A 24,167-nucleotide genomic window follows, 5' to 3' on the forward strand; every position below is an offset into this window, starting at 1 on the left:
ATCGCATTTTTTCATAAGTAGGAGGAAATCGTTTGAAGAAAAAGTTACATCGATATGAGTTCATGTGTATGATTTTATTACTTGCTTTATTCGGCATTATCGCTTGGAGAGTACAAGCAAGCGGAGTTACAGCAGTGGATACATATGTCCGAGAGATGGTAAAAGGATTACAAACAGAAAGCTCAATTACATTCTTCACATATTTTACAAAGTTAGGATCTGCAATTGGAGTTATAACGACACTAATTATAAGTTTGCTCGTTTTTTGGAAAAAACGTTATTATGCTGCTATGATCGTGTATCCAATGGCTATATTAACGACACATCTTGTTAATAAAGGGATAAAAGCAATTGTAAAAAGAGACCGTCCATCATTAAACGAGGCACTTGACGCACTTGGATATAGCTTCCCAAGTGGACATGCAATGCTATCTATTATGACATTTGGTTTTCTTGCCTATATCATTGCTGCCAATTTGAAGAGTGTAGCTGGGAAATGTGGTATTACGATTTCAATGGGCATATTAATTATATTGATTGGATTAAGTAGAGTCATTTTAAATGTACATTATCCAACTGATATTTTAGCAGGTTACTGCGCAGGTGGCATTTTGTTAATCATCGCAATTTATTGTCATCGTTTACTTACCGAGAGGCTTCAGCTTAATAACGAGAGATAGAAAAACGTCTAAAAAAACTATAATTATAGTTTTTTTAGACGTTTTTTGTTTATATGGAGATGTGATACAGTATAAATGATAAGTGAATTATATAAAGTAGGTGAAAATGTGTGAAGACAAATGTACATAAAATTGATAAGTGGGGGAAGATAGGAACTTTTCTGTATCAATTTCGTTATACAGTAATCGTAGCATTACTATTACTTGCGATAGTGCTCGGTACTTTTGCTCCAAAACTTCCAGGAGTATTGGGCGGTGATGGTTTCCAAACAGAAGGGGATTATCAAAAGACGAAAGAAATTTTAGATAAAGATTTTAAGCAGTCTCAAGATACACTTTTACTCGTTTTTGAGAAGGAAAAGGATACTTCGCATGAGGATTTCCAAAAGCGCATAGAGGGGATAATAAATCAAATTCAAGAGAAGGAAACATACGAATCTTTTCATCATCCAATGCAAAATAAAGAGATGTTACAAGATGATATCGGTTATGCGACGATTTTATTTTCCGGGAAAACAAATAAAGATCGAATGGAAAAGACATTGCAATTCGCTGATGAAATCAAGAAAGAAAGTAGTGCAGTATTAAAAGTAACACCGACAGGGTATCCGAAAATTAATCAAGAGATTAATGAAAGAACACAAAATGATTTAAAAGTAGCAGAGATGATCGGTTTACCTATTGCTTTTCTCGTACTATTATTCTCATTTGGTAGTCTGCTTGCGTCTATTTTACCGATTTTAAATGGGATATTAAGTGTAATTAGTACGATGGGGATTTTATATTTTATCGGCGTTGATAAAGAGTTATCTATTTTCGTGTTAAATGTTGCACCGATGATTGGGCTCGCATTATCAATTGATTTTGCACTGTTATTTGTAAATCGCTTTCGAGAGGAAGTTGCGAGGAGAACAGTGAAAGAAGCGATAGCAATTACGTATCAAACGGCAGGGCGTGCTATCGTATTTTCAGGGTTATGTGTATTCGTCGGTTTATCAGGCTTATTTTTCTTTAAGATAGACTATATTCAGTCTGTTGCCATTAGCGGGATGATTGTCGTTATTATGAGCATTTTGTTTTCGCTCACACTTCTTCCAGCGCTATTATCTCTAATTGGTAAAAGGATATTGAAAAAGAATCAGGCGGCGCCTACGCCATCAAATGTATGGCGTAAATTTGCACAGTTTGTAATGAAACATCCAATCGTCATGATTATTGTTGTTATAACATTTATTGTTATTTGTTTATTACCGCTACGTACAGCTAACTTGCAGTTTCCTGGTGTTGAAGCGTTACCTGAAAAGAGTGATACGAGAGTTGCATTTGAGAAGTATGAAGAAGCCTTTAATAAGACTGTCAAAACACACGCCGATGTTACTTTAGTAGTAGAGACGAAGGATGATATAACAGAAAAAGAAAGCTTACAAAAGGTAGAAGATGTCGTTCAAAAGTTAAAAGATGACAAGCAAGTATATAAGGTAAAAAGTGTATATGACGGGCTAAATGGAATGAAAGCAGATCAAGTTGCTGGAATATTGCAGTCGCCAGAAGCTGCGAAAATAGCTCCTGTATTTGAAGCGTATACGAAAGGAAATAAAACAACAATGGAAGTCTTTTTGGATACGAAACCAAGTACAGAAACTGCAAAACAATGGGTTCGTGATTTCAAAAAGAATTATAAAGAAAACGATGTTACTTATTATTTAGGCGGGATGACAACGTTCCAACAAGAGTTGGAAGATGAAATTAAAGATAAAGTTGCAATTGGTATGTCTGTTATATTTGGATCAACCTTTGTCATTTTATTATTCGCATTCCGCTCTATACTCATTCCAATTAAAGCGATTATTATGAACGTACTTAGTTTAAGCGCAACAATTGGAATTGTAATTTGGTTATTTGAAGGTGGGCATTTCGGATTAGAGGAAAGTTCAGTTCTATTTGTATTACCAATCTTTATTTTTGGTCTCGTATTTGGTCTTAGTATGGATTATGAAGTATTCCTTATTTCACGTATTCACGAGCTATATGAGGAGACGAAAGATAATGATAAAGCAACGCTAGAAGGGCTTGTCTCTACAAGTCGTATCATTACGTCGGCTGCTTTAATTATGATTGTTGTTACCGGTGCATTTGCCTTTACCGATATTTTACCAGTAAAGCAAATGGGAATTGGTGTTGCGTTAGCGATATTTCTTGATGCAACAATTATTCGTCTTATGCTCGTACCAAGTTTAATGAAGTTGTTTGGAGATTGGAACTGGTGGTTACCATTCCGAAAGAAAAGGGAAAAATCATCGTAAAAAATGCTCATCTATTAGATGAGTATTTTTTTATGAATAGCAGGGCCTATATTTTGTAAATAGTATGTGATAAGAACAATACATACAAGTAGGTGAAGGCAATGTTTCGTTATTTTAAGTTTAAGCTAAATGATACAGTACAATTTGCTGAAAACGATGGACATATGTATCGCATTGTCGGTTATCGGTTGGAAAAAGGGTTTTATCCAAAAGATGAATGGACTCATATTATTTATGAACTACTTAGAGAATTTGACGGGTATACGATGGATGCGGAAGAAGAGGAAATTGTAAAGGTCATTCAAGTAGAGGATGAGTATTACAAAATACAAGAAGTATCGGGGTATCGTTATCCAGTAAAAATGAAGCAAAAACAGCAAGTTATGAAAGTGGAGAAGATAGACGACTTATTAGATACGTACAACGACTATAAAAAATTGGCGGATTTCTTTAAAGATTTATCGTATGAACAAAAAGCTGAAGAAGTGTTGCAGGAGATGAAAAGGCTTAGAGCGTGAGGGGACAGTCGATTATAAGACTGTCCTCTATTTTTGACGGTGCATCAAAGTATGTTTTCCGTTACAATGAGAGAATCAATAGAAATAAGGTGATTATAGTATGGAAACAAAGAAAAAGGGCGAATGGTGTGAAATTACGGTTCCGGCGACGTGGAATGGTATAAGTATTGAGTCGTTGTTAAAAGTAGAATGGGAAGTACCAAAAAAGTTATTACATCAGCTTCGTATGGAAAAAGGTGTTACGGTTAACGGAGAACAGAGGAGATGGAATGAACTTTTAAAAGAAGGAGATAAGTTACAAGTTCATATGTTTATGGAGGAGGAGTACGGCGTAGAGCCGGAATATGGTGAATTAAATGTAGTGTTTGAAGACGATCACGTACTCATTGTAAATAAGCCCGAGCAAATGGATACACATCCTTCTGAAAAAAATGGGACGGGAACACTTGCCAATCTTGTTGCTTTTCATTTTCAAATGCAAGGTTTAGAGACGAAGGTTCGTCATATCCATAGGTTAGATAAAGATACGACAGGTGGTGTTGTATTCGCAAAACATAGAATTGCGGGTGCAATTATGGATCGTTTATTAATGGAACGGAAAATCAAAAGAACGTATACGGCACTTGTTGAAGGAAGAGTAAAAAAGAAGCAGGGGACAATTGACGCGGCCATCGGAAGAGATCGACATCATGCTACAAGGCGCCGTGTTTCTCCAAAGGGAGACCAAGCTATAACGTATTATAAAGTAGAGAAATATTTTAAAAAACAAAATGCGACGCTCGTAACGTTACAGTTAGAAAGCGGTAGAACGCATCAAATTCGCGTTCATATGAGCTATAATGGAAATCCATTAGTTGGGGATGTATTATATGGTGGGCAAACAACATATATGTCCGGGCAAGCGTTGCATGCGATGAAGATTAATTTTTTGCATCCGATTACGAAAGAAGAGATCGAAGTTGAAGTACAATTCCCTACAAATTTAAACGATGTAATGAAAAAATTTGAAAGAGAAAATGGGTAAAGTGTAAGTTTAAAGTTGAAAAAGGTAGATTTTTGCAGGGATTTCTCTAAAAGAGGCGAAGCCGTTAAGAGAAAAGAGAGGTGAGAATTACTTGATCAAATATAAATATATGCTAGGGATATTTTTCGCTTGTCTTTCACTTACTCTATGTATTTATCCATATTTACCAACTCGTATGGCAGTGCATTGGAATGAGAATGGTGGAGCGAACGAGTTTATGAGTAAACAAGTTGTCGTATTATTTATCCCTGTCCTTATTATTATTTTACATGGATTAGTATATGTTATTTCACATAATATATATAAGTTTAATGAAGGAGAGCATTTCATTATAAGTGGATTTATAAAGAGTATTACTTTATTTATGATGTTTGTCCATATACTAATTCTCTTTATTAATTTGGGAAGTATTATATCCTTTCAGACAGGACTAACAATTGGAATTAGTATGTTTCTTTTTATGTTTAGTAAAGTGTTTAAAAAGGTGAAGGATAGAGAGAAAGAACCGATCAAATTACAAAAAATCCGTTTAGTTAGTAGGCGAATCTTTCAAGGGATGGCATGCAGCATATTATTTTCATTGCTTTTGAGCCTGAAGTGGGGATTTTATTTGTTAATTAGTGTAATAAGCTGCGGGTCTATTTTGTTTATGTTCTACATTTTATACGCATACATATTAGAAAGCTATGAAACATAAAAAAGAGTCTTCTAGGAGAAGACTCTTTTTTATGTTTACTTCGTAATAAATTGTTGTGTCCAGTAGTTGCCGCTTTCTACATAACCAACACCGATATGAGTGAAGCCGCTATTTAAAATGTTTGCACGGTGTCCAGCACTGTTCATCCAAGCTTGTACAACTTCTTCTGGTGTACGTTGACCTTGTGCGATGTTTTCACCTGCAGATGTATAAGAAATACCAAATTTCTTCATCATGTCAAACGGAGACCCGTATGTAGGGCTGTTATGATCAAAGTAGTTGTTTTTTTGCATATCTTCAGACTTAATGCGTGCTACTTTGCTTAATTCAGTATCGATTTGTAATGCTGGTAAGCCTTGTTTTGTACGCTCTGCGTTTGTCAATTCAACAACACGTTGTTCGAATTCGCTTAAAGATTTTGCTTCTTCAGCAGGCTTTTGCTCAGCAGGTTTTTGTGTTTCAGTTTGAGTATTGTTATTTTCAGCAGGTTTTTGAGTTTCTGGTTTTTGAACTTCTTCAGCAGGCTTTTGTTCAGCTGGTTTTTGAGTTTCCTCAGCAGGCTTTTGAGCTTCTGGCTTAGCTGTTGGTTGTTCAGTTACAACATTTTCAGTAGGCTGTTGACCAGGAATGAAGCAATCTTGTTGGAATTGACCTTGATTCCATTGTGCTAATGACTCAACTCCCATAGATTGTAAGAATGCTTGTAATTCTTGTTGGCTCATTTGCTTCATCATTACCTTTGGATGCTGAATATTTTGAACCTTTATGTTAGATGGTTGTACTGTTGCAGCTTGTGCATCTAAAGAAGATACTCCTAAAGTAAGAGCTGTTGCAGCAGCTACAGATAATAAAACACGCTTTTTCATGATGTGTGTCCCCCTATATAAAGTTTTAATTTGTTTTCACACGATTTATTTTTGACAGCCTGTCTGACTGACAAATCCATCGTAGCATACAATTTGCGAGAAAAAAGATGGAAAAAAATTCATAGACTTCGAAATTACCTAATTTATCCTAAGAGGAGAAAAGGGTAGAAATGAGAGAAACATAGAGTGTAAAAGGAATTTCTAGCATTTTTATACTTGGTTTTAAGAGGGTGTTTTTGGATAAATCTACCTAAATCGAAAATGAAGAATCCTATTGTATCAATGGTTTTAGCATTTTATTGAGGAATATACTGGATTGATTTTTACAAAACTGTAATGTTTCTGTTGTTCTTTTTTATAATAAAGTAACATATTTTTAATGTTGTAGCAGACAAAAAAGCGGCTATCTCTTTACATAGACGAAGGAGATAGCCGTTTTCCTATTATTACGTATGTTACGAGTTGGTTTCAATTGCTTCTAATAATAAATCTACAATGTGAATTCCTCTCATTTTATGAGAAAGATCTTCTCGTTCAATACCTAATTTCATTTGTAATAGACAACCTGGATTTGCAGTAACAATTGTCGCCGCGTCTGTTTCATGCACACGGTCCATTTTATAATCTAGAAATTCCATTGATAACTCTGAATGAACAATATTGTAAATACCAGCAGAACCACAGCAACGGTCCGCATCTTTCATTTCACGGTATGTTGAGCCTTGGATGGCCTCTAGTAACATACGAGGCTCAGAAGATGTTCGCATAACATTACGTAAATGACAAGAATCTTGATACGTAATGATCTGCGGCGTGAGTCGTAAGTCAGTACGTTTATGGAAATCTAATTCTACTAGTATAGCAGTAATATCTTTAATTTTAGAAATAAACTGCTTTGCTCGTTCAGCCCACTTAGGATCATCTTTTAATAAATAATCATAATCTACGAGATAAGCTCCGCAACCACCTGCATTCGTAATGATATAGTCGATTTGTAAATCTTCGAACGCTTGTATATTTCGTTTCGCTAATTCCTTTGCCCCACTTTTTTCACCAGCATGTCCGTGTAATGCTCCGCAACAACTTTGTGTTTTCGGAATAACGACATCACAACCAGCTAACTGAAGAAGTTTCATCGTTGCGTTATTTGTTTCTAAAAACATCGTATCCATTAAACAACCTGTGAAGAATGCAACTTGTTTCTTCTTTGCCACCTCAGCAGGTAAAAATTCAGGACGATCTTTCATTGCTTTCATTTTAGGGACTTTTGGCAAAACGAGATCCATCGTTGCAAGTGTTTCAGGGAATAACTTCATAATACCCGTTTTATGTGTTAGCGTTTGTAAACCAGAACGCTGGTAAAATCCGATTAGCCCTGTTAGTGTTCTCATTCGGTTTTGATGCGGGAATAGTCCTTCAAAAACGACTTTACGAACAGCTCTCACGGGCACTGAGAATTTTTTGTTTTGATTAATAATGTCACGAGTTTCTTCTAATAAATGTCCATAATTAACACCAGATGGACAAACGGGCTCACAAGCACGGCAGCCTAGGCAAACATTTAAAGTATTTTCAACATCTTCATCTGGATCAATTAAACCATCTACGACGGCTTTCATTAATGCGATACGACCGCGTGGTGAATGTGATTCTTTATATCCAGATTGAATGTAAGTAGGACAAGTAGGTAAACAAAAACCGCATCGCATACAATTTAATAGTTCATCTTCACTTAATCGTTCTTTAAATTCCTTTTGAATTTTTTCTTTATTTAATGTTGTCATCGCTCAACCACCACTCTTTTACGAGAGTCTTTCGCGAACATCTTTCCAGGATTCATAATGTTGTTTGGGTCGAAGGCTTGTTTAATCCCTTGCATAGCAGCAATACCTTCTTTACCTAATTTCATTTCTAAATAAGGAGCTTTCATCGCGCCAACACCATGTTCACCAGTAATCGTGCCACCAAGCTCAATCGCTTTCGCAAATATTTCAGCAAAAGCCTGTTCAGCACGGTGCATTTCTTCTTCATTACGGGCATCTGTCATACAAGTTGGGTGCAAATTGCCATCACCAGCATGACCAAAAGTACAAATAGGAATATTATATTTCTTTGCAATTGCATTAATAGCTTCAACCATTGGAGCTATTTGTGAACGTGGTACAGTTGCATCTTCTAATATTGTCGTAGGTTTTAGTCTTGCAAGTGCTGATAGTGCACTACGGCGTGCTGTACGAAGCGCATCTGCTTCGGCTTCATCTTTTGCAACGCGAACATCGACCGCATTCATAGCACGGCAAACGTTAGCCATTTTTTCGATATCGCGATTGACAACCTCGGGCGGGCCATCTTGTTCAATTAATAAAATTGCTTTGACGTCAGTTGGTAAACCGATTTGTGCAAACTCTTCTACAACTTCAATTGTTGGTTGGTCTAAAAACTCAAGTGTCGCCGGAATAATTTTATTTGCAATAATAGCAGAAACAGCTCGAGCAGCTTCATTAATATCTTCATATAGCGCAAGCATCGTTTTCTTCGTTTCAGGCATAGGGACAAGTTTTAATATAGCTTCCGTAACAACACCAAGTGTTCCTTCAGAACCAATAAATAAACGAGTTAAATCATAACCAGCTACATCTTTTGCTAATTTACCGCCAGTGCGAATGATATCGCCGTTCGGTAAGACAATTTCAAGCCCCATTACATAATCACGTGTTACGCCATATTTTAAACCACGTAATCCGCCGGAGTTTTCATTAATGTTACCGCCGATTGTAGAAATTTTCATAGAGCTTGGATCTGGTGGATAAAATAAACCTTTTTCTTCTACTGCTTTAATAATATCAAGTGTAATAACGCCAGCTTGTACAGTAATTGTTAAATTCTCTTCGTCAATTTCTAAAATATTGTTCATATGGCGGAAAATAAGGACGATACCACCTTCAAGTGGACACGTTCCAGCACAAAGGTTTGTTCCAGACCCGCGAACATATACAGGGATTTTATGAGTGTTACACACTTTTAACACTTCGGCTATTTCATTTGTATTACGAGGAGCAATGACTGCATCAGGCATCGCTTGGAAGTTTGGAGTGGCATCATAACTATAAGTTAAACGTCCCATATTGGATGTATCTACATTATCTTCACCAACAATAGATACGAATGAATCAATAATTTGCTTTTCTAACATTGGAAATCCCCCTCAAACTGTTAACGTATTTCGTCATAGTAAAAAACGTTTTAACAGTGCTTTCATTATAATGATAAAAAAGTCGGGGGATTCTTTCTATGTACAATCATCTAAAGATTAATCTGTTTTATCGTTATTTTTTGTATGATTATCTAATAAGAGGAGTGCGAAGTATAAAATATTTAAATCTTTGAATTGTTTCGGGTCAAGTCCTGTATGTTCTTCAATCTTTTTTAGCCTGTAATGCAATGTGTTAATGTGTATATGTAATTGCTCAGCTGTCTGCTTATAAGATTGGTTATAATCGATAAATAAACGTAAAGTGTGCATAAGCTCAGGAGATGATACTAAGTTTTCAATGGTACGCTCTAGAAACTGTTCCCGAGTTTCAGTAGAAATATCTTGTAAGCACATTTCTAAACGTAAATCTTCATTAAATACAATTTCTTTCGTTTTAAGTGATACTGAAAGGGCGCGTAATGCTTGTTCGTACGATAAGGTCATATTGCTTGGTGTAACTGTTTGTCCAATCCCGATATATAAAGTAATAGAAAATAAAGTTTCACAGTCTCGTTTTAACCGTTTTAAAAATTGAAAGGTTTGCTCTTTGGATTGCATTGTTGTAAACAAAATAAACCGATCATTTCCCCAGCGAACAAATAAATTTTCTTTTGCTAAAATGTTGCGCATATGTTGCCAAATTTTACGCTGGAGCATCGTATTATCTTGGGCGATTGATAATAAAATAAGTTGTTTCTTCTTATATAAATCAATGCCAAGCGTTTTTGCACGATCGAGAAAACTTGGAGACCAGTCTGTATTTTGAAGCCAATCAAAGACAAATGCTTCATAAGAACGGTGCTCAAGTTCTAGTTGTTCTAAAAAGTAGTTTTCATGGATTAATAATTCGGTCATCTTACGTAATATTTCTCCGTATTGTGAAATATTTTCAGGTTCTCCTGTAATTCCAATCACGCCGATTACTTCGTCATGGAATAGTAAAGGAAGATTCATACCAGCTTTTACACCTTGCAGTCGTCGTTCATCATCTTTTGTAATAATGACAGTTTTCTTTTGTTTCGAACAGCGGAGTGCACCTTCATGAAATTGACCGATTCTTTCCGCATCTGTACTTGCGATAATAACGCCTTGTATATTAATAATAATAATGTTTTCAGTAATTAATCTGCGTACTTCACGTACAATTTTATTCGCTAAATCAGGAAAAAGCATAATTTACACACCTCAAATTCTATTTGTTGTACATTATATATGTAAGTTTATTAATAAAGGAAGATTTCACATTTTCCACACATTTATTTGTTATTTTACAATTATAACGAAATCATCCGAAGATGGAGGGAATCTTTTGAGAAAGTACGTTTTTCTTCTCTGTTTTTTATTTCTATTAGTAGGGTGTCAAGGAAGTCTGTATACACCGATTACTAAAGATAAAAGTGTTATTATAACAACAAATATAAAGGAAGGTAGTATTAGTTTTATTGATAAAAAAACAAAGAAGCTATTAACAACATGGGAATTAAATGAGCCGATTGCGGGGGTTACGCTACTTCCAAATGGCGAGGAAATACTTGTTTATGGTAAGCAATTAGAATATATGTATGTATATTCACTAGCAGAAGGAAGACAAGTGGACAAATATAAGACTGGAAAAGGAATTGCTAATGTTATCGCATCAGATGATGGAAAACATTTATTTGCTGCCGATCAAAATGAACAAAAGGTAAGGTTCTTTACGATAAAAGGAAAAGAGACAGGGAGTGTTTCAACAGGAAAAGGGCCGATAACGATGGTAGAGCATCATAACCAGTTATCTGTACTCAACTTTTATGATACGAAGCTAACGACTATTGATACAAAGAAAAAAGAAGTGATACAGTCCTTTATGATTCCGCCAGCATCAACAGGAGCGACGGTTAGCGCTGATGGGAAAGAAATATGGATTGGTGGACATGGTGATGGAAGTCAAGTGAATGAGAAAGTATTAGTGTATTCTTTACAGAGCGGAGAGATGATGCGTTCTTTACATGCTCCGTTTATGCCTGTGAATATAACAAAGGATGATAAGTATGTATATGCGCTAAGTCACGGTTCAAATACGCTTAGAAAGTTTGATGCAAGTACGTATCAAGAGGTAGGATTTGCAGAAGTAGGATCTAATCCATTTGCATTTTTGAAAAGCGGTGCAGAAGGATATGTAGCTAGTTATGATAGCGATGAAGTATGCGTAATGGATATGAAGAATATGAAAATAAAACAAACAATTAAAGTCGGAAAAGGACCGTTTCAACTCATAGAGAGAGAAGGGGAAGGACAATGAGTAAATATAACGTGCTAGTCGTAGATGACGAAAGTGATATGAGGCAACTTGTCGGAATGTACTTAGATAACTTCGGATACGAGTGGGGAGAAGCTGAAAATGGAAAAGAGGCACTTCGAAAATTAGAGACGGATCATTATGATTTCGTTGTACTAGATATTATGATGCCTGAGATGGATGGGCTTTCAGTTTGTAAAGAGATTCGAAAAACGTCGGATGTACCTATTATATTTTTAACAGCAAAAGGTGAAGAGTGGAATAGGGTGAACGGCTTACGTATGGGAGCAGATGATTATATTGTAAAGCCATTTAGTCCCGGTGAACTAATTGCTCGTATGGAAGCTGTTTTAAGACGATATACAAAGCAAGAACAGCAAGAAGAGATTCAATTTGGACCGATTCTTATTAATGAAAAAAGTAGGAGGGTCGAGACGAATGGTGAGACGATTCCTCTTACGGTAAAAGAGTTCGATTTACTATATTTTCTTTGCCAACATAATGGACAAGTATTTAGCCGGGAACAATTGCTTGAAAAGGTGTGGGGATATGATTATGCAGGAAGTACAAGAACGGTAGATACGCATGTGAAAACGATGCGTCTAAAGCTAGGAGAAAGTGGAAACTACATTCAAACCGTTTGGGGTGTAGGTTATAAATTTGAGGTGTAACGTATGTTTACGATGGTACAAAAGCTTTGGCTTACAGTAGTATGTGCAGTATGTGTAACAGTTTCCTTTCTTTATTTTGTATCTTTATACTCATATGAAAAGTTATACGTTGATAATTTAAAAGATTCATTAGTAATGGAAGGGAAACGTCTTGCCACGCAATATGATAAACGTGAAGGAGTATCAACTTTTGAAGAGAAAGTAAGGGCGTATGATCAAATATCTAGTTCAGATGTCCTTTTCGTATACAATCCGCGTGATTTAAGCGCATGTTTGCCTTTTGATGTTCACCATCATTCTCTTATAAGTGAAGGGGATAGACAGGCGCTATTAGATGGGAAAACTGTGACAAAGATAGGGTATGAAGAACATTTTGATCGTAATATTATGGGTGTTGTCATCCCTGTTTTAGATAATAAAAAATTAGTTGGTATTGTATACTCTTATATTCCTTTAAAAAGTATAAAAGACTTAATATTTGATATGGGTCTTATTTTAGCGCCGTTAGCACTTGCAATGATTTTAATTACAATATGGATTGGTAGAAAAATTATTATCGCTATTACGAGACCGCTTTCGCAAATGGAACGAGTTGCAAATCATTTGGCTACTGGAGATTTCTCAGAGCGGATTACAATTTCTTCAGAAGATGAAATTGGACGATTGGGAAAAGCTTTTAATAAAATGGCAAATTCTTTAGAAACAGAAGATGTAAAGCGTAAGGAATTTTTAGCTAATGTTTCGCATGAACTTAGAACACCGCTTAGTTATATTAAAGGATATAGTGAAGCTATTTTAGACGGTGTAGCGAAGGGGCCGCAGCAGGAAAAAGTAACGCAACTTATTCATAAAGAAGCAGGTCGCATGCAGCGCCTCGTTCATGATTTATTAGATCTAGCGCAGCTAGAAGGTGAACACTTTCCCCTAAAGAAACAACCTATCGTTTTTTCACAGCTTATTGAAGATGTACTAGATACGTACGAGTTACAGTTTATAGAAAAAAAACTTCGTATTTCAACGAATTTAAATCCTGAAATTATCGTAATGATTGATGAGGATCGTATGCAACAAGTACTTCATAATGTGTTAGATAATGCGATACGTTATACAAATCAAAACGGGGATATCATAATAACATTAAAGCAAATTGATGATTATTGTGAATTGCACATAAAAGATACAGGAATAGGTATTGATAGAGAGCATTTAGAAAATCTCGGGGAACGCTTTTACCGAGTAGATAAAGCGAGAAGTCGTCAACACGGTGGAACAGGTTTAGGCCTTGCAATTGTAAGGCAAATTGTTCATATACATGATGGTGAGTGGAGAATAGAAAGTGAAAAAGGCAAGGGAACGACAGTTATTATTAAATTAAAAGCACAAGATGAGGAGAGCATATTCTAACTTTTGGAATATGCTCTTCATATTGAAGGTAAATAGTTACGCGTAAATGTATTAATTAATATTAAACAAATATCAAAAAATTGACTATTTTATGAACAAAACATTTGTACTTCTTACTAATTCGTTCTAAAATAGTTATGGATGCTAAGTTCTTATAAAACGTTACAATTGTTGTTTGGAAGATACTGAGGTGATTTAACTGGAGTACAAATCTATTAAACCGAAAAAAATTTACGAAGAAGTATCTGAAGCTATTTTAACAATGATTAAAAATGGTACGTTAAAACCTGGTGACAAACTACTTCCTGTTCATCAATTAGCTGAGCAGTTTCAAGTTGGCAGATCTGCTGTTCGTGAAGCGCTAAGTGCGCTAAGAGCAATGGGCTTAATTGAAATGAAACAAGGAGAAGGTACATATGTAAGGAATTTCGATCCTTCTTCATTAACGAAATCACTAAATAACAAGTTATTAATGAAGAAAGAGGATATTTTGAATTTATTAGAAGTACGGAAGGTGCTCGAAGTGGGGGCAGTTCGAGCGGCAGCGGCAAAACGTACGGAAGCTAATTTACAAAATATGAAGCATTGGTTAGATGAAATGGCAAAGAGCATTGGAGATGAAAAGGCTGGCGAAAAAGCAGACTTTCAGTTCCATATGGGAATTGCAGAGTCTTCGCATAATAACATCTTACTTGAGCTGATGAATCATGTTTCAGAGATGATTGCTGAAACGATTGGTGAATCAAGACGCATTATTTTATATGGTGAACAAACAACATCAGAACGACTTTTAGAAGAGCATCAATCTATATATAATGCGGTGTTAAAGCAAGATGTGGAATTAGCGCAGCAAGCAATGCTAAATCATTTAACAAATGTAGAACATATTGTCACAGGTAAAAGCGATATAAATTCGTAATTTAATCTTTTAAAATTCTAATTTTCTGATAAAATAGAGAGATTAAGTAAACGTTTTCTTTAGAAGAGGGAGAGGATAGGCCATGGTTGAGCCTACTTCTTCTAATCTTAGTCATCTGATGACCATATGATTGTTGGCGAAGTTGTAATGAGGGGGAATTATAGTTATGAAAGTTACTTTATTTGTTACTTGTATAGTCGATATGTTTGAAACAAACGTCGGCAAAGCAACAGTTGAAGTATTGGAGCGTTTAGGTTGTGAAATTGAATTTCCAGAAGCACAAGTTTGTTGTGGTCAGCCTGCTTATAATAGCGGCCATGTAGAAGCAGCAAAAGAAGCGATGAAACATATGATTGAAACTTTCGAAGATGCAGAATATATCGTTACACCATCTGGCTCTTGTGCGACAATGTTTCATGAGTATCCGCATGTTTTTAAAGATGATCCGAAGTGGGCTAAACGTGCACAAAAGGTTGCTGATAAAACATATGAATTCACACAATTTATTGTAGATGTTTTAAAAGTTACAGATGTTGGTGCAAGTTTACCAGGAATAGCTACTATTCATAAATCGTGTCATATGACACGCCTGCTTGGAGTAAAAGAGGCACCAGGAATTTTATTATCAAACGTAAAAGGATTAACTGTGAGAGAACTGCCAAACGTGCAAAATTGTTGTGGGTTTGGGGGAACGTTTTCAGTTAAGATGACTCCAATTTCTGAGCAAATGGTAGATGAAAAAGTAGATAGTGTAATGGAAACAGGTGCAGATTATTTAATCGGTGCAGATTGTGGGTGTTTGTTAAACATTGGCGGACGTATTGAGCGTTTAGGAAAAGAAGTAAAAGTAATGCATATTGCTGAGGTCTTGAATAGTCGCTCATGAAGGGGGAACATAAGCTATGTCTATGAAAATCAGTGAGAAAAAATTTAATGATCGCGTTGGCGATGGAATTCAAGATTCGTTTATGCGCGGGGCAGTATCTTCTGCACAAACGCGTTTATATACAAATCGATTGAAAGCAGCTGAAGAGTTAGGAAACTGGGAAGAGTGGCGTGAACTAGGTGAACAAATTCGTCAACATACGTTAGAGAATCTTGATTATTACTTAATGCAGTTAAGTGAAAATGTATCAAAAAGAGGCGGTCACGTTTACTTTGCGAAAACGAAAGAGGATGCAGCAAAGTACATTCAAGACGTTGCAAAAAAGAAACAAGCGAAGAAAGTTGTTAAATCAAAATCAATGGTAACTGAAGAAATTAGTATGAATCATGCCCTTGAAGAGATTGGTTGTGAAGTGTTAGAGAGTGACTTAGGAGAGTATATCTTACAAGTAGATAACGATCCACCATCACATATTATTGCGCCTGCACTTCATAAAAACAGAACGCAAATTCGTGATGTATTTAAAGAAAAACTTGGATATGAAAATTCTGATGATCCATACGAAATGACAAAGTTTGTTCGTAAACAACTTCGTGAGAAATTTATGGATGCAGAAATTGGTGTGACAGGTTGTAACTTTGCTGTTGCAAATACGGGCTCTCTTTGTTTAGTAACGAACGAAGGTAATGCCGATCTTGTTATGTCGATTCCGAAAACACAAATTGCAGTAATGGGTATGGAACGTATGGTTCCGACAATGGAAGAATTAGATGTTTTAGTTGGTTTACTATGTCGTAGTGCAGTAGGTCAAAAGCTAACAAGTTATGTAACGGTAGCAGGACCAATTCAAGAGGAAGAGGTAGATGGACCAGAAGAGTTTCATTTAGTCGTTGTTGATAATGGCCGCTCTCAAATTCTTGGATCGGAATTCCGTTCAGTATTGCAATGTATTCGTTGTGCTGCTTGTGTCAATGTATGTCCTGTGTATCGTCACGTTGGTGGACATTCATATGGTTCTATTTATTCAGGACCAATTGGTGCAGTGTTAACACCACTTTTAGGTGGATATGATGATTATAAAGAACTTCCTTATGCATCTAGTTTATGCGGAGCGTGTACGGAAGCTTGTCCAGTAAAGATTCCGTTACATGATTTATTATTAAAACATCGTCAAGTTATCGTTGAGCAAGAAGGACGTGCCCCGCTTGCAGAGAAATTAGCAATGAAAATGTTTAGTATGGGCGCATCTTCAGCAGCTTTATATAAAATGGGATCAAAAATAGCACCGGCAGCAATGAGTCCATTTACATCTGGCAACCGTGTATCAAAAGGCGTTGGCCCACTTAAAAACTGGACGGATATTCGTGAATTCCCGGCTCCAAGTAAAGAACGATTCCGTGATTGGTATAAAGATCATAAGAAAGGCGGGGACAAATAATGACAGGATTAATTCAAAACCGCGAGTCCTTTCTAGATAATATCGCAAAAGAACTTGGGCGCGCGCGTAAAACAGTAGGCGTAGAACGTCCAGCATGGAAAAGTAATGTGAATGAAGAAACGTTAAAAGATTATTCACAAGAAGAATTGTTAGAAGTATTTAAAAATCAATGTACAAACATTCATACAACTGTTGTGGAAACGACAAACGACCGTTTACGTGAAGATATTCAAAAAGTAATCGTTGAAAACGGCGGAGGACCTATTATATTATCAGCAGATGAGCGTTTTGATTCCTATGGATTGACTTCTTTATTTAAAGAAGAGCTTCCAAAGCAAAATGTTGAAGTAAATATATGGGATCCTGAGAAAAAAGAAGCGAATATGCGTATAGCGGAAAAAGCGAATATTGGAATCGCATTTAGTGATTATACTTTAGCGGAATCGGGTACGATTGTTGTACAAAGTCATAAAGGACAAGGGCGTTCTTTACACTTTTTACCGACTGTATACTTTGCTATTATTCCACGTGAAACACTTGTACCTCGTATTACACAAGCAGTTCAACACATGAACTCTCGTGTGGAAAAAGGTGAAGCAGTCGCATCTTGTATTAACTTTATTACAGGACCAAGTAACTCTGCGGATATTGAAATGAATCTTGTGGTCGGAGTACATGGACCATTAAAAGCAGTATATTTCATCGTATAAAATAGGGGAAAGCAGGCCGGAAAACGGCCTGCTTTTTTAATAGAATAAAGATAATATGAAGTAGAAGTTCTCTCCTTTTTTTGTTATGTTCTTTTGGAAAGGAGAGGAAGGGATGTTCACTTATTTATATGTATTGTTAACAGGGATGGTGTTTGGTTCTTTTTTTATGGTGATTGCGATGAGAGTTCCAGTAGGGGAATCTATTATTACACCGCGTTCGTACTGTCATTACTGCAACTATACGTTAAAGTCGAAAGAACTTATTCCAATCATTTCATTTTGTTTGCAAAAAGGGCGTTGTACGAGTTGCAAAAGAAAAATCTCAAGTTTGTATATAGTGTTTGAATTTGTTACAGGGAGTTTGTTTGTTCTTACTGTATATATAATTGGAATAGAACGAGAGCTCATCATCATTTTATCGCTCTTTTCTTTACTTCTTATTATTTCAGTTACAGATTTAGTATATATGCTAATACCTAATCGTATTTTAATTTGGTTTGGGCTTTTGCTTATTTTAGAATGTATTTTTGTACCGTTAGTTACTTGGATAGATAGTTTAGCTGGTAGTGGAACTATATTCATTTTGTTATATTGCATGCAAAGGATTTATCCAGATGGTCTTGGCGGAGGTGATGTGAAATTACTTTCATTACTCGGATTTATAGTGGGAGTGAAAGGGGTTTTTATAACTTTATTTTTAGCATCTTGCTTTAGTCTTTGTTTTTTCGGAATAGGTATAGCGTTAAAACGTATAAAAATAAGAACTCCAATTCCGTTTGGACCTTTTATTAGCCTTGGAGCAATATGTTATGTGTTGGTCACATATGCAAAATAAAGAGGAGATAGAACATGAATGTATATATGGATGATCAAAGAAGTTGCCCGTACGGATATGTTTTGGCAACTACAGCAGAAGCCACCTTGAAATATGTAGGGAGCTAAAAACTCCAAAGTGAAACTTTGGAGTTTTTAATGTTTCATATGTGCTTGTAAAGGAATAATTTCCTCCGTTTGAGCTGCAACTAATTCAGTTTCCTCTTGTTTAACATCAGGTGCTTTCTTTGTTAAGTAATGATAGACCATACCGACAAATACGGATCCGCCAATAATGTTACCGATTGTAACTGGAATTAAGTTATGAATAGCCCCAGCGAAAGTAATTGTATCAGGATGTGGTGAAACTAAAGATAAGGCAAACAATGATAAGTTTGCAATGCTATGCTCATAGCCAGATAAGAAGAATGTGAAAACGAGCATCATCATCATCAATATTTTTGCTGTATCACCTTTTACTTGAGAAGGTAAGAAGCAAGCGAGACATACGAGCCAGTTACATAAAATTGCTTTAAAGAATAATTGCATAGTAGGTGTATTCATCTTTCCTTCAACGACTTTATTCATTAAATGACCGTGATCAATTGCTTCGAAAATTCCAGTTGCGTAAAATAATAAAGCAAAGAATAAAGCACCAGCTAAATTACCTGCATAACAAGCAATCCAGTTGCGAAGTGTATCAGAAATAGTTGTTTCTTTTCTCAAAGTTGCCACTGTAAAGTACATTGTATTGCCAGTAAATAATTCAGCGCCGCCATATATAATAAGTACGAGAGCAATTCCGAAAAACATGGAGGAAGCTAAATATGTTGCTGGTGAATCTGCAATATGAAAAAAGTTACCTAATTTAAAACATAGTACAATAATAAAACCGATATAAATGCCCGCAAGTGCAGCACGAATGAAATATTGCATTGGATTTATATCTAGCATTTGTTTTTTGCTCTTAGCCAGTTTTACAACGTAATCTAATCCTTGTTCTAGCATGAGTAATACGCTCCTTTAATACATCGTCTATAAATACTCCTTATATGAATAAGGTACATGGATTTGTTCATAGTTTCAATAAGTTTGTGCAATATTTCACAAAAAGGACATACATCTAGAAAGGAAGCGTTTACAAAAGGTAGTATAATGGAATTTTTTCTAAAAATAGAGAGGGGGATTGAAACGAGAAAAAAGAAAAAGCGCTGTAATTACAGCGCTTTTTCGTCTAAATTCTTTTCTACTTTTACTTCTACTTCTTTCGAGAAGAACCAACCGCCAACTGCGATTCCAACTAATACAATCCAGAAAGTAAGTTTCCACGGAGTAGATTCTGGGAATGAATGCGGAATTACATTTAATGCAGGGTGTGCTAATGTATAGATTGCTAACTTCACACCAACCCAACCTACAATTAAAAATGCTGCAGTTTCAAGTCCTGGTTTACGTTTTAAAATTTGTACGAAAGCAGTTGCTGCAAATCGCATAATGATTAATCCGATAAGTCCACCTACAAAGATAACAACGAATTGCCCAGTATCCAGACTACCGATTGTACCTAATCCTGTTTTCGGTAAAGTCATTGCTAATGCAACAGCAGCTAAAATTGAATCAACTGCGAAGGCGATATCAGCAACCTCAACTTTAAATACAGTCCACCAAAATTTCTCTTGTTTTTTCTTTGCTTCTTTTTCTTCTGTTTCTTCATCTGAATTCTTTTTAACATACGTTTTAAATAAGTGATTACCAGCGATAAACATAAGGTAAATTGCACCGATCGCTTGCACTTGCCATACATCGACTAGGAACGAAATCATAAATAGTGATCCGAATCGGAAAACGAACGCTCCTGCTAATCCATAAAATAGTGCTTTCTTTCGTTTTTCTTCTGGTAAATGTTTTACCATAATTGCGAGAACGAGAGCGTTATCAGCCGCTAAAATCCCCTCTAGTGCAATTAGGATGAGTAATACCCAACCATACTCCAATAATAATGATACATCCATGTACATTCTCCTCTCATTTCTATAAAGTCTAAACAAGTGAAGAAGTTCCCCACTGTTTAGTTTCCCCATACTCCTGCGCATCAACGGTGGAGGAAATTTGAAAACAAAAAAGACCTCTGCCGTTGATAGGCAAAGGTCTTGCTAGACATATGTAATGAAAATGCCAACAAAGCCGGAAGAACTAAGTTCTACGTAATGACGACTTTGTTTCCAAGAAATAGTTCTTGGACGCTACTCCCCTTTGGAGATATGCTATTGTACTCTCATTATATGGATAATTTATACGGTTGTCAACCTGTTAAAATATCTTCGTTTGGATATTTTATTTTTCTTTGTTTTTTACGTGCAAATGAAAAGGCTAATGTTAAAGGCCCCATCTTTCCAAAAAACATCATAAAGATAATAATTGTTTTGCCGATGATTGTTAAGTGTGGCGTCAAATTCATGCTAAGGCCGACAGTTCCAAATGCTGAAAATACTTCAAAAGCACTCATTAATAAAGGAACCTTCTCAGTGATGCTTAAAATTAAAATGGAAAGAAAAATAAACGAAATTGAAATAATAGTAATCGTTAATGATTTGACAATGAGCGTATCTTTAATGGATTTTTTAAACACTAATATATCATCTTGTTCTTGCAAAAATTTAAATACGCCTAAAAACATAATTAAAAAAGTTGTTAACTTAATCCCACCACCAGTTGAAGCACTGCCAGCACCAATAAACATAAGAAGCATCATTAATAAAAGTGAAGGTTTTGATAATGCAGAGATATCAACAGTATTAAACCCGGCAGTACGTGTTGAAACCGCTTGAAAATAAGCAGCCATCCCTTCTTCAAATGGTGTAAAACCTCTCATGGAAATTGAATTATGAAACTCGAATATGAAAATGAAAACTGTAGCAATAATATTGACGATAAGAGTAGAAGAGAGCATAAGCTTTGAGTGCAAAGTAAGGTTTTTAAAGTTTTTCTTTCTTTTTATATCTACGATAACTGTAAAACCAATCCCACCTAAAATAATGAGGGAAGAAATAACGAGATTGACGAGAATGCTATGGGAGTGCGACATTAAGTTATCGCTCCACACAGAAAACCCAGCATTGTTAAAGGCTGAGATAGAATGAAAAAAGCTGTAATATATCCCTTTGGCAATCCCGTATTTTGGTACCCATTCAAAGGAGAGAAATAAAGTAGCGATACATTCTACAGTAAAAGAAAATAAAAATAATGCTTTTGCAAGACGAATGATTCCGCCGACATTTGTTTGGTTTAATGCTTGTTGTAATAAAATCCGGTTTTGAAGGCCGATTTTTCTACCGAGCATAATTGCGATTAAAACAGCAAAGCTCATAATGCCAAGCCCGCCAACTTGTATAAGTGTTAAAATGACACATTGGCCAAATAAGGTAAATACTTTACCAGTGTCCACAACACCAAGCCCTGTAACCGTACAAGCAGAAACCGTTGTAAATAAGGCATCGAGCCATGAAATAGACGTTGTTGTAGCAATTGGCAGTTTTAATAAGCATGTACCGATAATTGATAATGAAATAAAAGATAAAGTAAGAACACGGGGAGGACTCATGCTAATGTTAATCCGTTTCATATCACGTATCGTTCCTTTCAATTTACTCTTACTAGTATGTGAAAAAGCACGATTATGTATGATGAAAATAGAAAGAGGCAGAGAATATCTGCCTCTAAGCCATATGTTATAGTATTATCCGCGTAATTGTTGTTGCGCTAAAGCAACAAGGCGTTTCGTTACTTCCCCGCCAACTGAACCGTTAGAACGAGATGCTGTATTAGATCCTAAGCTTACACCGAATTCTTGTGCAATTTCATATTTAAATTGTTCAAGCGCTTGTTCTGCACCTGGAACTAGTAATTTGTTTGTTTTCACCATGCTGATACACATCCTTAAAGAGTAATCCAGTTTAGCTAAGTGCTATCTGGTAACGTTATTTTATGTGGAAACGACGTACTCATACACGGAAGTAATCGGTGTGATTAGAAGTTATTGGATAGAAAAAAGAGTAGCAAATTTGCTACTCTTTTTTCAGTATTGTCGCTGTACCTTCCACGACAATATCATCAGATTGATTATAGATGTTTGTTTGCAATGTAATGATTTTTTTATCATCCCGTTTTTTAATGACTTCTGCCACTACACGAAGTGTATCGCCGATTTTGACAGGAGCGCGGAATGAAACGTTTTGAGATAAATAAATCGTATTTTTGCCCGGGAGTTTCGTTCCAAGGATGGTAGAAATAAAACTGGAAACGAGCATGCCATGAGCAATACGTTCTTTAAACATTGTCGTTTTTGCAAAAGAGTCTAAAATATGAATAGGATTTACATCTCCAGTCAATTTTGCAAAATTGATAACGTCCTCATCCGTAATTGTTCTTGTTAGAGATGCTTGATCACCGACTTGAATCTCATCGTAACGAAGCTCCGGAACAGTTTGTGCTTCTTGAAATGGATTCATTTTGTCCTCCTTCTTTTCCATATCGAAAAATGTAAGCCATCTTGATGTAGTAGGAGGAAGAAAGAGTTTTGTTTGTGCTGCAGTTAGTTGCCACATTTTTCTTACTTGATGGAAGTAAATAGATTTTTTGAGTTTGCCTCGAACTGCTTTGCGAGTTCTAGTTGTTTGGACTTGAACTCTCCCAAAAAAACTTCTAACTGTTTTTGAACCTCTTCACGTTGCGACTGTTGTTGTTCGATAAAGTGTTTTGTTGTTTCTTCAAATTGGCCGCTAGTTTGAGTAAGAATAGACAAAGATGTTTTCGTAGGCGAAACAGTAAGTTGGTGCATTTGATTAGAAAGCTCATTCCACTTTTCTTGCCACTCGTTAATTTGATCATTTAAGGAGTTTCCAGTTAATTGCTTCACATAGTCTGTATATTGGTTATTGAACTGAGCAGTGAATTGGTGTAGTTCTTTTTCTAGTTCATCTACTCCTGATGTTAATTTATGCAAAGCGTCTTGTTGTTGTTTTAACGTTTCTAAAGTAAGTTGCTCTAATTGTTTCCCAGCTGAAGAGAAGAGGGAAAGAGATTGAGACCAGTTTTTCCAAAATGCATCGACTAATTCGTATGGCTTAGTTTCCATTGTTTGACCTCCAAATGTTTTTTTGCATATTGTGAACGCAGATTACTCTGCTGTACCACCAGGTGAAGATGAAGAATCCTTTTCATCCTTTTCTGGAGAAGTAGAAAATGGAAAGAATGCATTGGTGTATAACGTGAAAAACGTCCGCAACATATTTTGATAATGTTCAAAAGAAGTCGCACATGTTGTTAAATATTGCTCTCCATATTCTGTTAAAGAATAAATTCGTTTCGCGGGCCCGCCTTCGCTTGTATCCCAAGTAGAAGAAATAAGATTTTCTTTTTCTAATTTGCGTAGTGTCCTATACACATTACCTTGGTCAACAGAAGAAAAGCCGATGTCCATTAGCATTTGAATAAGTTTGTAACCATGAAGACTCCAGTCTTTTAGACAGAGAAGTAAGAAAGGAACTAAGAAGTTTTTTGGCATGGAGTTTGGTTGTTTCGCTTGGTTTTTTTCCAAACTTTCTGGGTGTTCTGGTTCATTATGTAGCATGATTGTGCATCACCTCATGAATCAGTTAGATGGAATTTTTTGCTTATAAGTGCAATTTACACCTATCTGTTTTTAATG

Annotated in this window: 24 protein-coding genes, 1 pseudogene and 1 riboswitch; of the genes and pseudogenes, 14 read left to right on the plus strand and 11 right to left on the minus strand. The window is 35.9% G+C overall.

Annotated elements, in window-relative coordinates; translation table 11 throughout:
* The first annotated feature begins 32 nt into the window (after nucleotides 1-32).
* The 5 genes from ACFVQC_RS11235 (at nucleotide 33) to ACFVQC_RS11255 (ending at nucleotide 5,222) form a co-directional block, all read left to right on the plus strand.
* Nucleotides 33-680, plus strand: a complete 648-nt coding sequence (locus ACFVQC_RS11235; RefSeq protein ID WP_377898383.1) for a phosphatase PAP2 family protein — start codon at nucleotides 33-35, stop codon at nucleotides 678-680.
* Nucleotides 681-790: 110 nt separating this feature from the next.
* Nucleotides 791-2,983, plus strand: coding sequence for an MMPL family transporter (locus tag ACFVQC_RS11240; RefSeq protein ID WP_377898384.1), 2,193 nt, complete (start codon nucleotides 791-793; stop codon nucleotides 2,981-2,983).
* 101 nt (nucleotides 2,984-3,084) lie between these two features.
* Nucleotides 3,085-3,501, plus strand: coding sequence for a histidinol dehydrogenase (locus ACFVQC_RS11245; RefSeq protein WP_377890655.1), 417 nt, complete (start codon nucleotides 3,085-3,087; stop codon nucleotides 3,499-3,501).
* A 100-nt stretch (nucleotides 3,502-3,601) separates the two neighbouring features.
* A complete protein-coding gene (locus ACFVQC_RS11250; protein ID WP_377898385.1) occupies nucleotides 3,602-4,525 on the plus strand; it encodes an RluA family pseudouridine synthase in 924 nt (307 codons plus the stop codon).
* Between the two features lie 91 nt (nucleotides 4,526-4,616).
* Complete coding sequence (locus tag ACFVQC_RS11255; RefSeq protein ID WP_377890651.1) at nucleotides 4,617-5,222, plus strand: DUF1648 domain-containing protein; 606 nt, start codon at nucleotides 4,617-4,619, stop codon at nucleotides 5,220-5,222.
* 35 nt (nucleotides 5,223-5,257) lie between these two features.
* On the opposite strand, the gene ACFVQC_RS11260 is transcribed toward ACFVQC_RS11255, so the two are convergent.
* The 4 genes from ACFVQC_RS11260 to ACFVQC_RS11275 all read right to left on the minus strand — a co-directional run bounded on the left by ACFVQC_RS11260 (nucleotide 5,258) and on the right by ACFVQC_RS11275 (nucleotide 10,514).
* Nucleotides 5,258-6,088, minus strand: a complete 831-nt coding sequence (locus tag ACFVQC_RS11260) for a CAP domain-containing protein (protein WP_377898386.1) — start codon at nucleotides 6,086-6,088, stop codon at nucleotides 5,258-5,260.
* 455 nt (nucleotides 6,089-6,543) lie between these two features.
* Nucleotides 6,544-7,872 (minus strand): (Fe-S)-binding protein, encoded by a 1,329-nt coding sequence (locus ACFVQC_RS11265; protein WP_377890647.1) that lies wholly within the window; start codon nucleotides 7,870-7,872, stop codon nucleotides 6,544-6,546.
* Nucleotides 7,869-9,281, minus strand: a complete 1,413-nt coding sequence (gene glcD, locus ACFVQC_RS11270; protein ID WP_341307346.1) for a glycolate oxidase subunit GlcD — start codon at nucleotides 9,279-9,281, stop codon at nucleotides 7,869-7,871. Before glcD ends, ACFVQC_RS11265 begins: the two co-directional genes overlap by 4 nt.
* A gap of 117 nt (nucleotides 9,282-9,398) precedes the next feature.
* On the minus strand, nucleotides 9,399-10,514 hold the full coding sequence (locus ACFVQC_RS11275; RefSeq protein ID WP_377898387.1) for a CdaR family transcriptional regulator: 1,116 nt from the start codon (nucleotides 10,512-10,514) through the stop codon (nucleotides 9,399-9,401).
* Nucleotides 10,515-10,650: 136 nt separating this feature from the next.
* On the opposite strand from ACFVQC_RS11275, the gene ACFVQC_RS11280 reads away from it, so the two are divergent.
* The 9 genes and pseudogenes from ACFVQC_RS11280 to ACFVQC_RS11320 form a co-directional block, all read left to right on the plus strand.
* Nucleotides 10,651-11,622 carry a YncE family protein gene (locus ACFVQC_RS11280; protein ID WP_377890642.1) on the plus strand — a complete coding sequence of 324 codons (972 nt, stop codon included), beginning with the start codon at nucleotides 10,651-10,653 and terminating at the stop codon, nucleotides 11,620-11,622.
* A complete protein-coding gene (locus ACFVQC_RS11285) occupies nucleotides 11,619-12,290 on the plus strand; it encodes a response regulator transcription factor (RefSeq protein ID WP_002126137.1) in 672 nt (223 codons plus the stop codon). The genes ACFVQC_RS11280 and ACFVQC_RS11285 overlap by 4 nt, the downstream gene beginning before the upstream one ends.
* A 3-nt stretch (nucleotides 12,291-12,293) precedes the next feature.
* A complete protein-coding gene (locus ACFVQC_RS11290) occupies nucleotides 12,294-13,694 on the plus strand; it encodes a sensor histidine kinase (protein ID WP_088098832.1) in 1,401 nt (466 codons plus the stop codon).
* A 229-nt stretch (nucleotides 13,695-13,923) separates the two neighbouring features.
* Complete coding sequence (locus tag ACFVQC_RS11295) at nucleotides 13,924-14,613, plus strand: FadR/GntR family transcriptional regulator (RefSeq protein ID WP_256416076.1); 690 nt, start codon at nucleotides 13,924-13,926, stop codon at nucleotides 14,611-14,613.
* Nucleotides 14,614-14,779: 166 nt separating this feature from the next.
* On the plus strand, nucleotides 14,780-15,499 hold the full coding sequence (locus ACFVQC_RS11300) for a (Fe-S)-binding protein (protein WP_002149679.1): 720 nt from the start codon (nucleotides 14,780-14,782) through the stop codon (nucleotides 15,497-15,499).
* A gap of 16 nt (nucleotides 15,500-15,515) precedes the next feature.
* The gene (locus ACFVQC_RS11305) at nucleotides 15,516-16,937 is read left to right on the plus strand and encodes a LutB/LldF family L-lactate oxidation iron-sulfur protein (RefSeq protein ID WP_002149674.1); all 1,422 of its coding nucleotides are present in this window, start codon (nucleotides 15,516-15,518) and stop codon (nucleotides 16,935-16,937) included.
* Entirely contained in the window at nucleotides 16,937-17,647 is a 711-nt protein-coding gene (locus ACFVQC_RS11310; protein ID WP_377898388.1) for a LutC/YkgG family protein, read from the plus strand. The genes ACFVQC_RS11305 and ACFVQC_RS11310 overlap by 1 nt, the downstream gene beginning before the upstream one ends.
* A gap of 112 nt (nucleotides 17,648-17,759) precedes the next feature.
* The gene (locus ACFVQC_RS11315; protein ID WP_377898389.1) at nucleotides 17,760-18,482 is read left to right on the plus strand and encodes a prepilin peptidase; all 723 of its coding nucleotides are present in this window, start codon (nucleotides 17,760-17,762) and stop codon (nucleotides 18,480-18,482) included.
* Between the two features lie 14 nt (nucleotides 18,483-18,496).
* Nucleotides 18,497-18,580, plus strand: a pseudogene (locus ACFVQC_RS11320) (cyclic-phosphate processing receiver domain-containing protein); the annotation flags it as partial.
* Between the two features lie 36 nt (nucleotides 18,581-18,616).
* On the opposite strand, the gene ACFVQC_RS11325 reads toward ACFVQC_RS11320, so the two are convergent.
* The 7 genes from ACFVQC_RS11325 to phaQ form a co-directional block, all read right to left on the minus strand.
* Nucleotides 18,617-19,468 (minus strand): formate/nitrite transporter family protein, encoded by an 852-nt coding sequence (locus tag ACFVQC_RS11325; protein ID WP_377898390.1) that lies wholly within the window; start codon nucleotides 19,466-19,468, stop codon nucleotides 18,617-18,619.
* Between the two features lie 209 nt (nucleotides 19,469-19,677).
* Nucleotides 19,678-20,472 (minus strand): TerC family protein, encoded by a 795-nt coding sequence (locus ACFVQC_RS11330; RefSeq protein WP_377898391.1) that lies wholly within the window; start codon nucleotides 20,470-20,472, stop codon nucleotides 19,678-19,680.
* Nucleotides 20,473-20,549: 77 nt separating this feature from the next.
* Nucleotides 20,550-20,724: riboswitch (yybP-ykoY riboswitch) on the minus strand.
* Nucleotides 20,725-20,762: 38 nt separating this feature from the next.
* Nucleotides 20,763-22,082: a TrkH family potassium uptake protein gene (locus ACFVQC_RS11335; RefSeq protein ID WP_377898392.1), complete on the minus strand. Its 1,320-nt coding sequence runs from the start codon at nucleotides 22,080-22,082 to the stop codon at nucleotides 20,763-20,765.
* A gap of 114 nt (nucleotides 22,083-22,196) precedes the next feature.
* Nucleotides 22,197-22,382: an alpha/beta-type small acid-soluble spore protein gene (locus tag ACFVQC_RS11340; protein WP_000241212.1), complete on the minus strand. Its 186-nt coding sequence runs from the start codon at nucleotides 22,380-22,382 to the stop codon at nucleotides 22,197-22,199.
* 142 nt (nucleotides 22,383-22,524) lie between these two features.
* On the minus strand, nucleotides 22,525-22,968 hold the full coding sequence (locus ACFVQC_RS11345) for a MaoC family dehydratase (protein ID WP_219917564.1): 444 nt from the start codon (nucleotides 22,966-22,968) through the stop codon (nucleotides 22,525-22,527).
* A gap of 101 nt (nucleotides 22,969-23,069) precedes the next feature.
* Nucleotides 23,070-23,594: a polyhydroxyalkanoic acid inclusion protein PhaP gene (gene phaP / locus ACFVQC_RS11350; protein ID WP_002149654.1), complete on the minus strand. Its 525-nt coding sequence runs from the start codon at nucleotides 23,592-23,594 to the stop codon at nucleotides 23,070-23,072.
* Between the two features lie 42 nt (nucleotides 23,595-23,636).
* Entirely contained in the window at nucleotides 23,637-24,089 is a 453-nt protein-coding gene (gene phaQ, locus ACFVQC_RS11355; RefSeq protein ID WP_000903018.1) for a poly-beta-hydroxybutyrate-responsive repressor, read from the minus strand.
* Nucleotides 24,090-24,167 lie beyond the last annotated feature (78 nt).

The organism is Bacillus sp. NPDC057893, from assembly GCF_042796455.1.
Lineage (GTDB): Bacteria > Bacillota > Bacilli > Bacillales > Bacillaceae_G > Bacillus_A.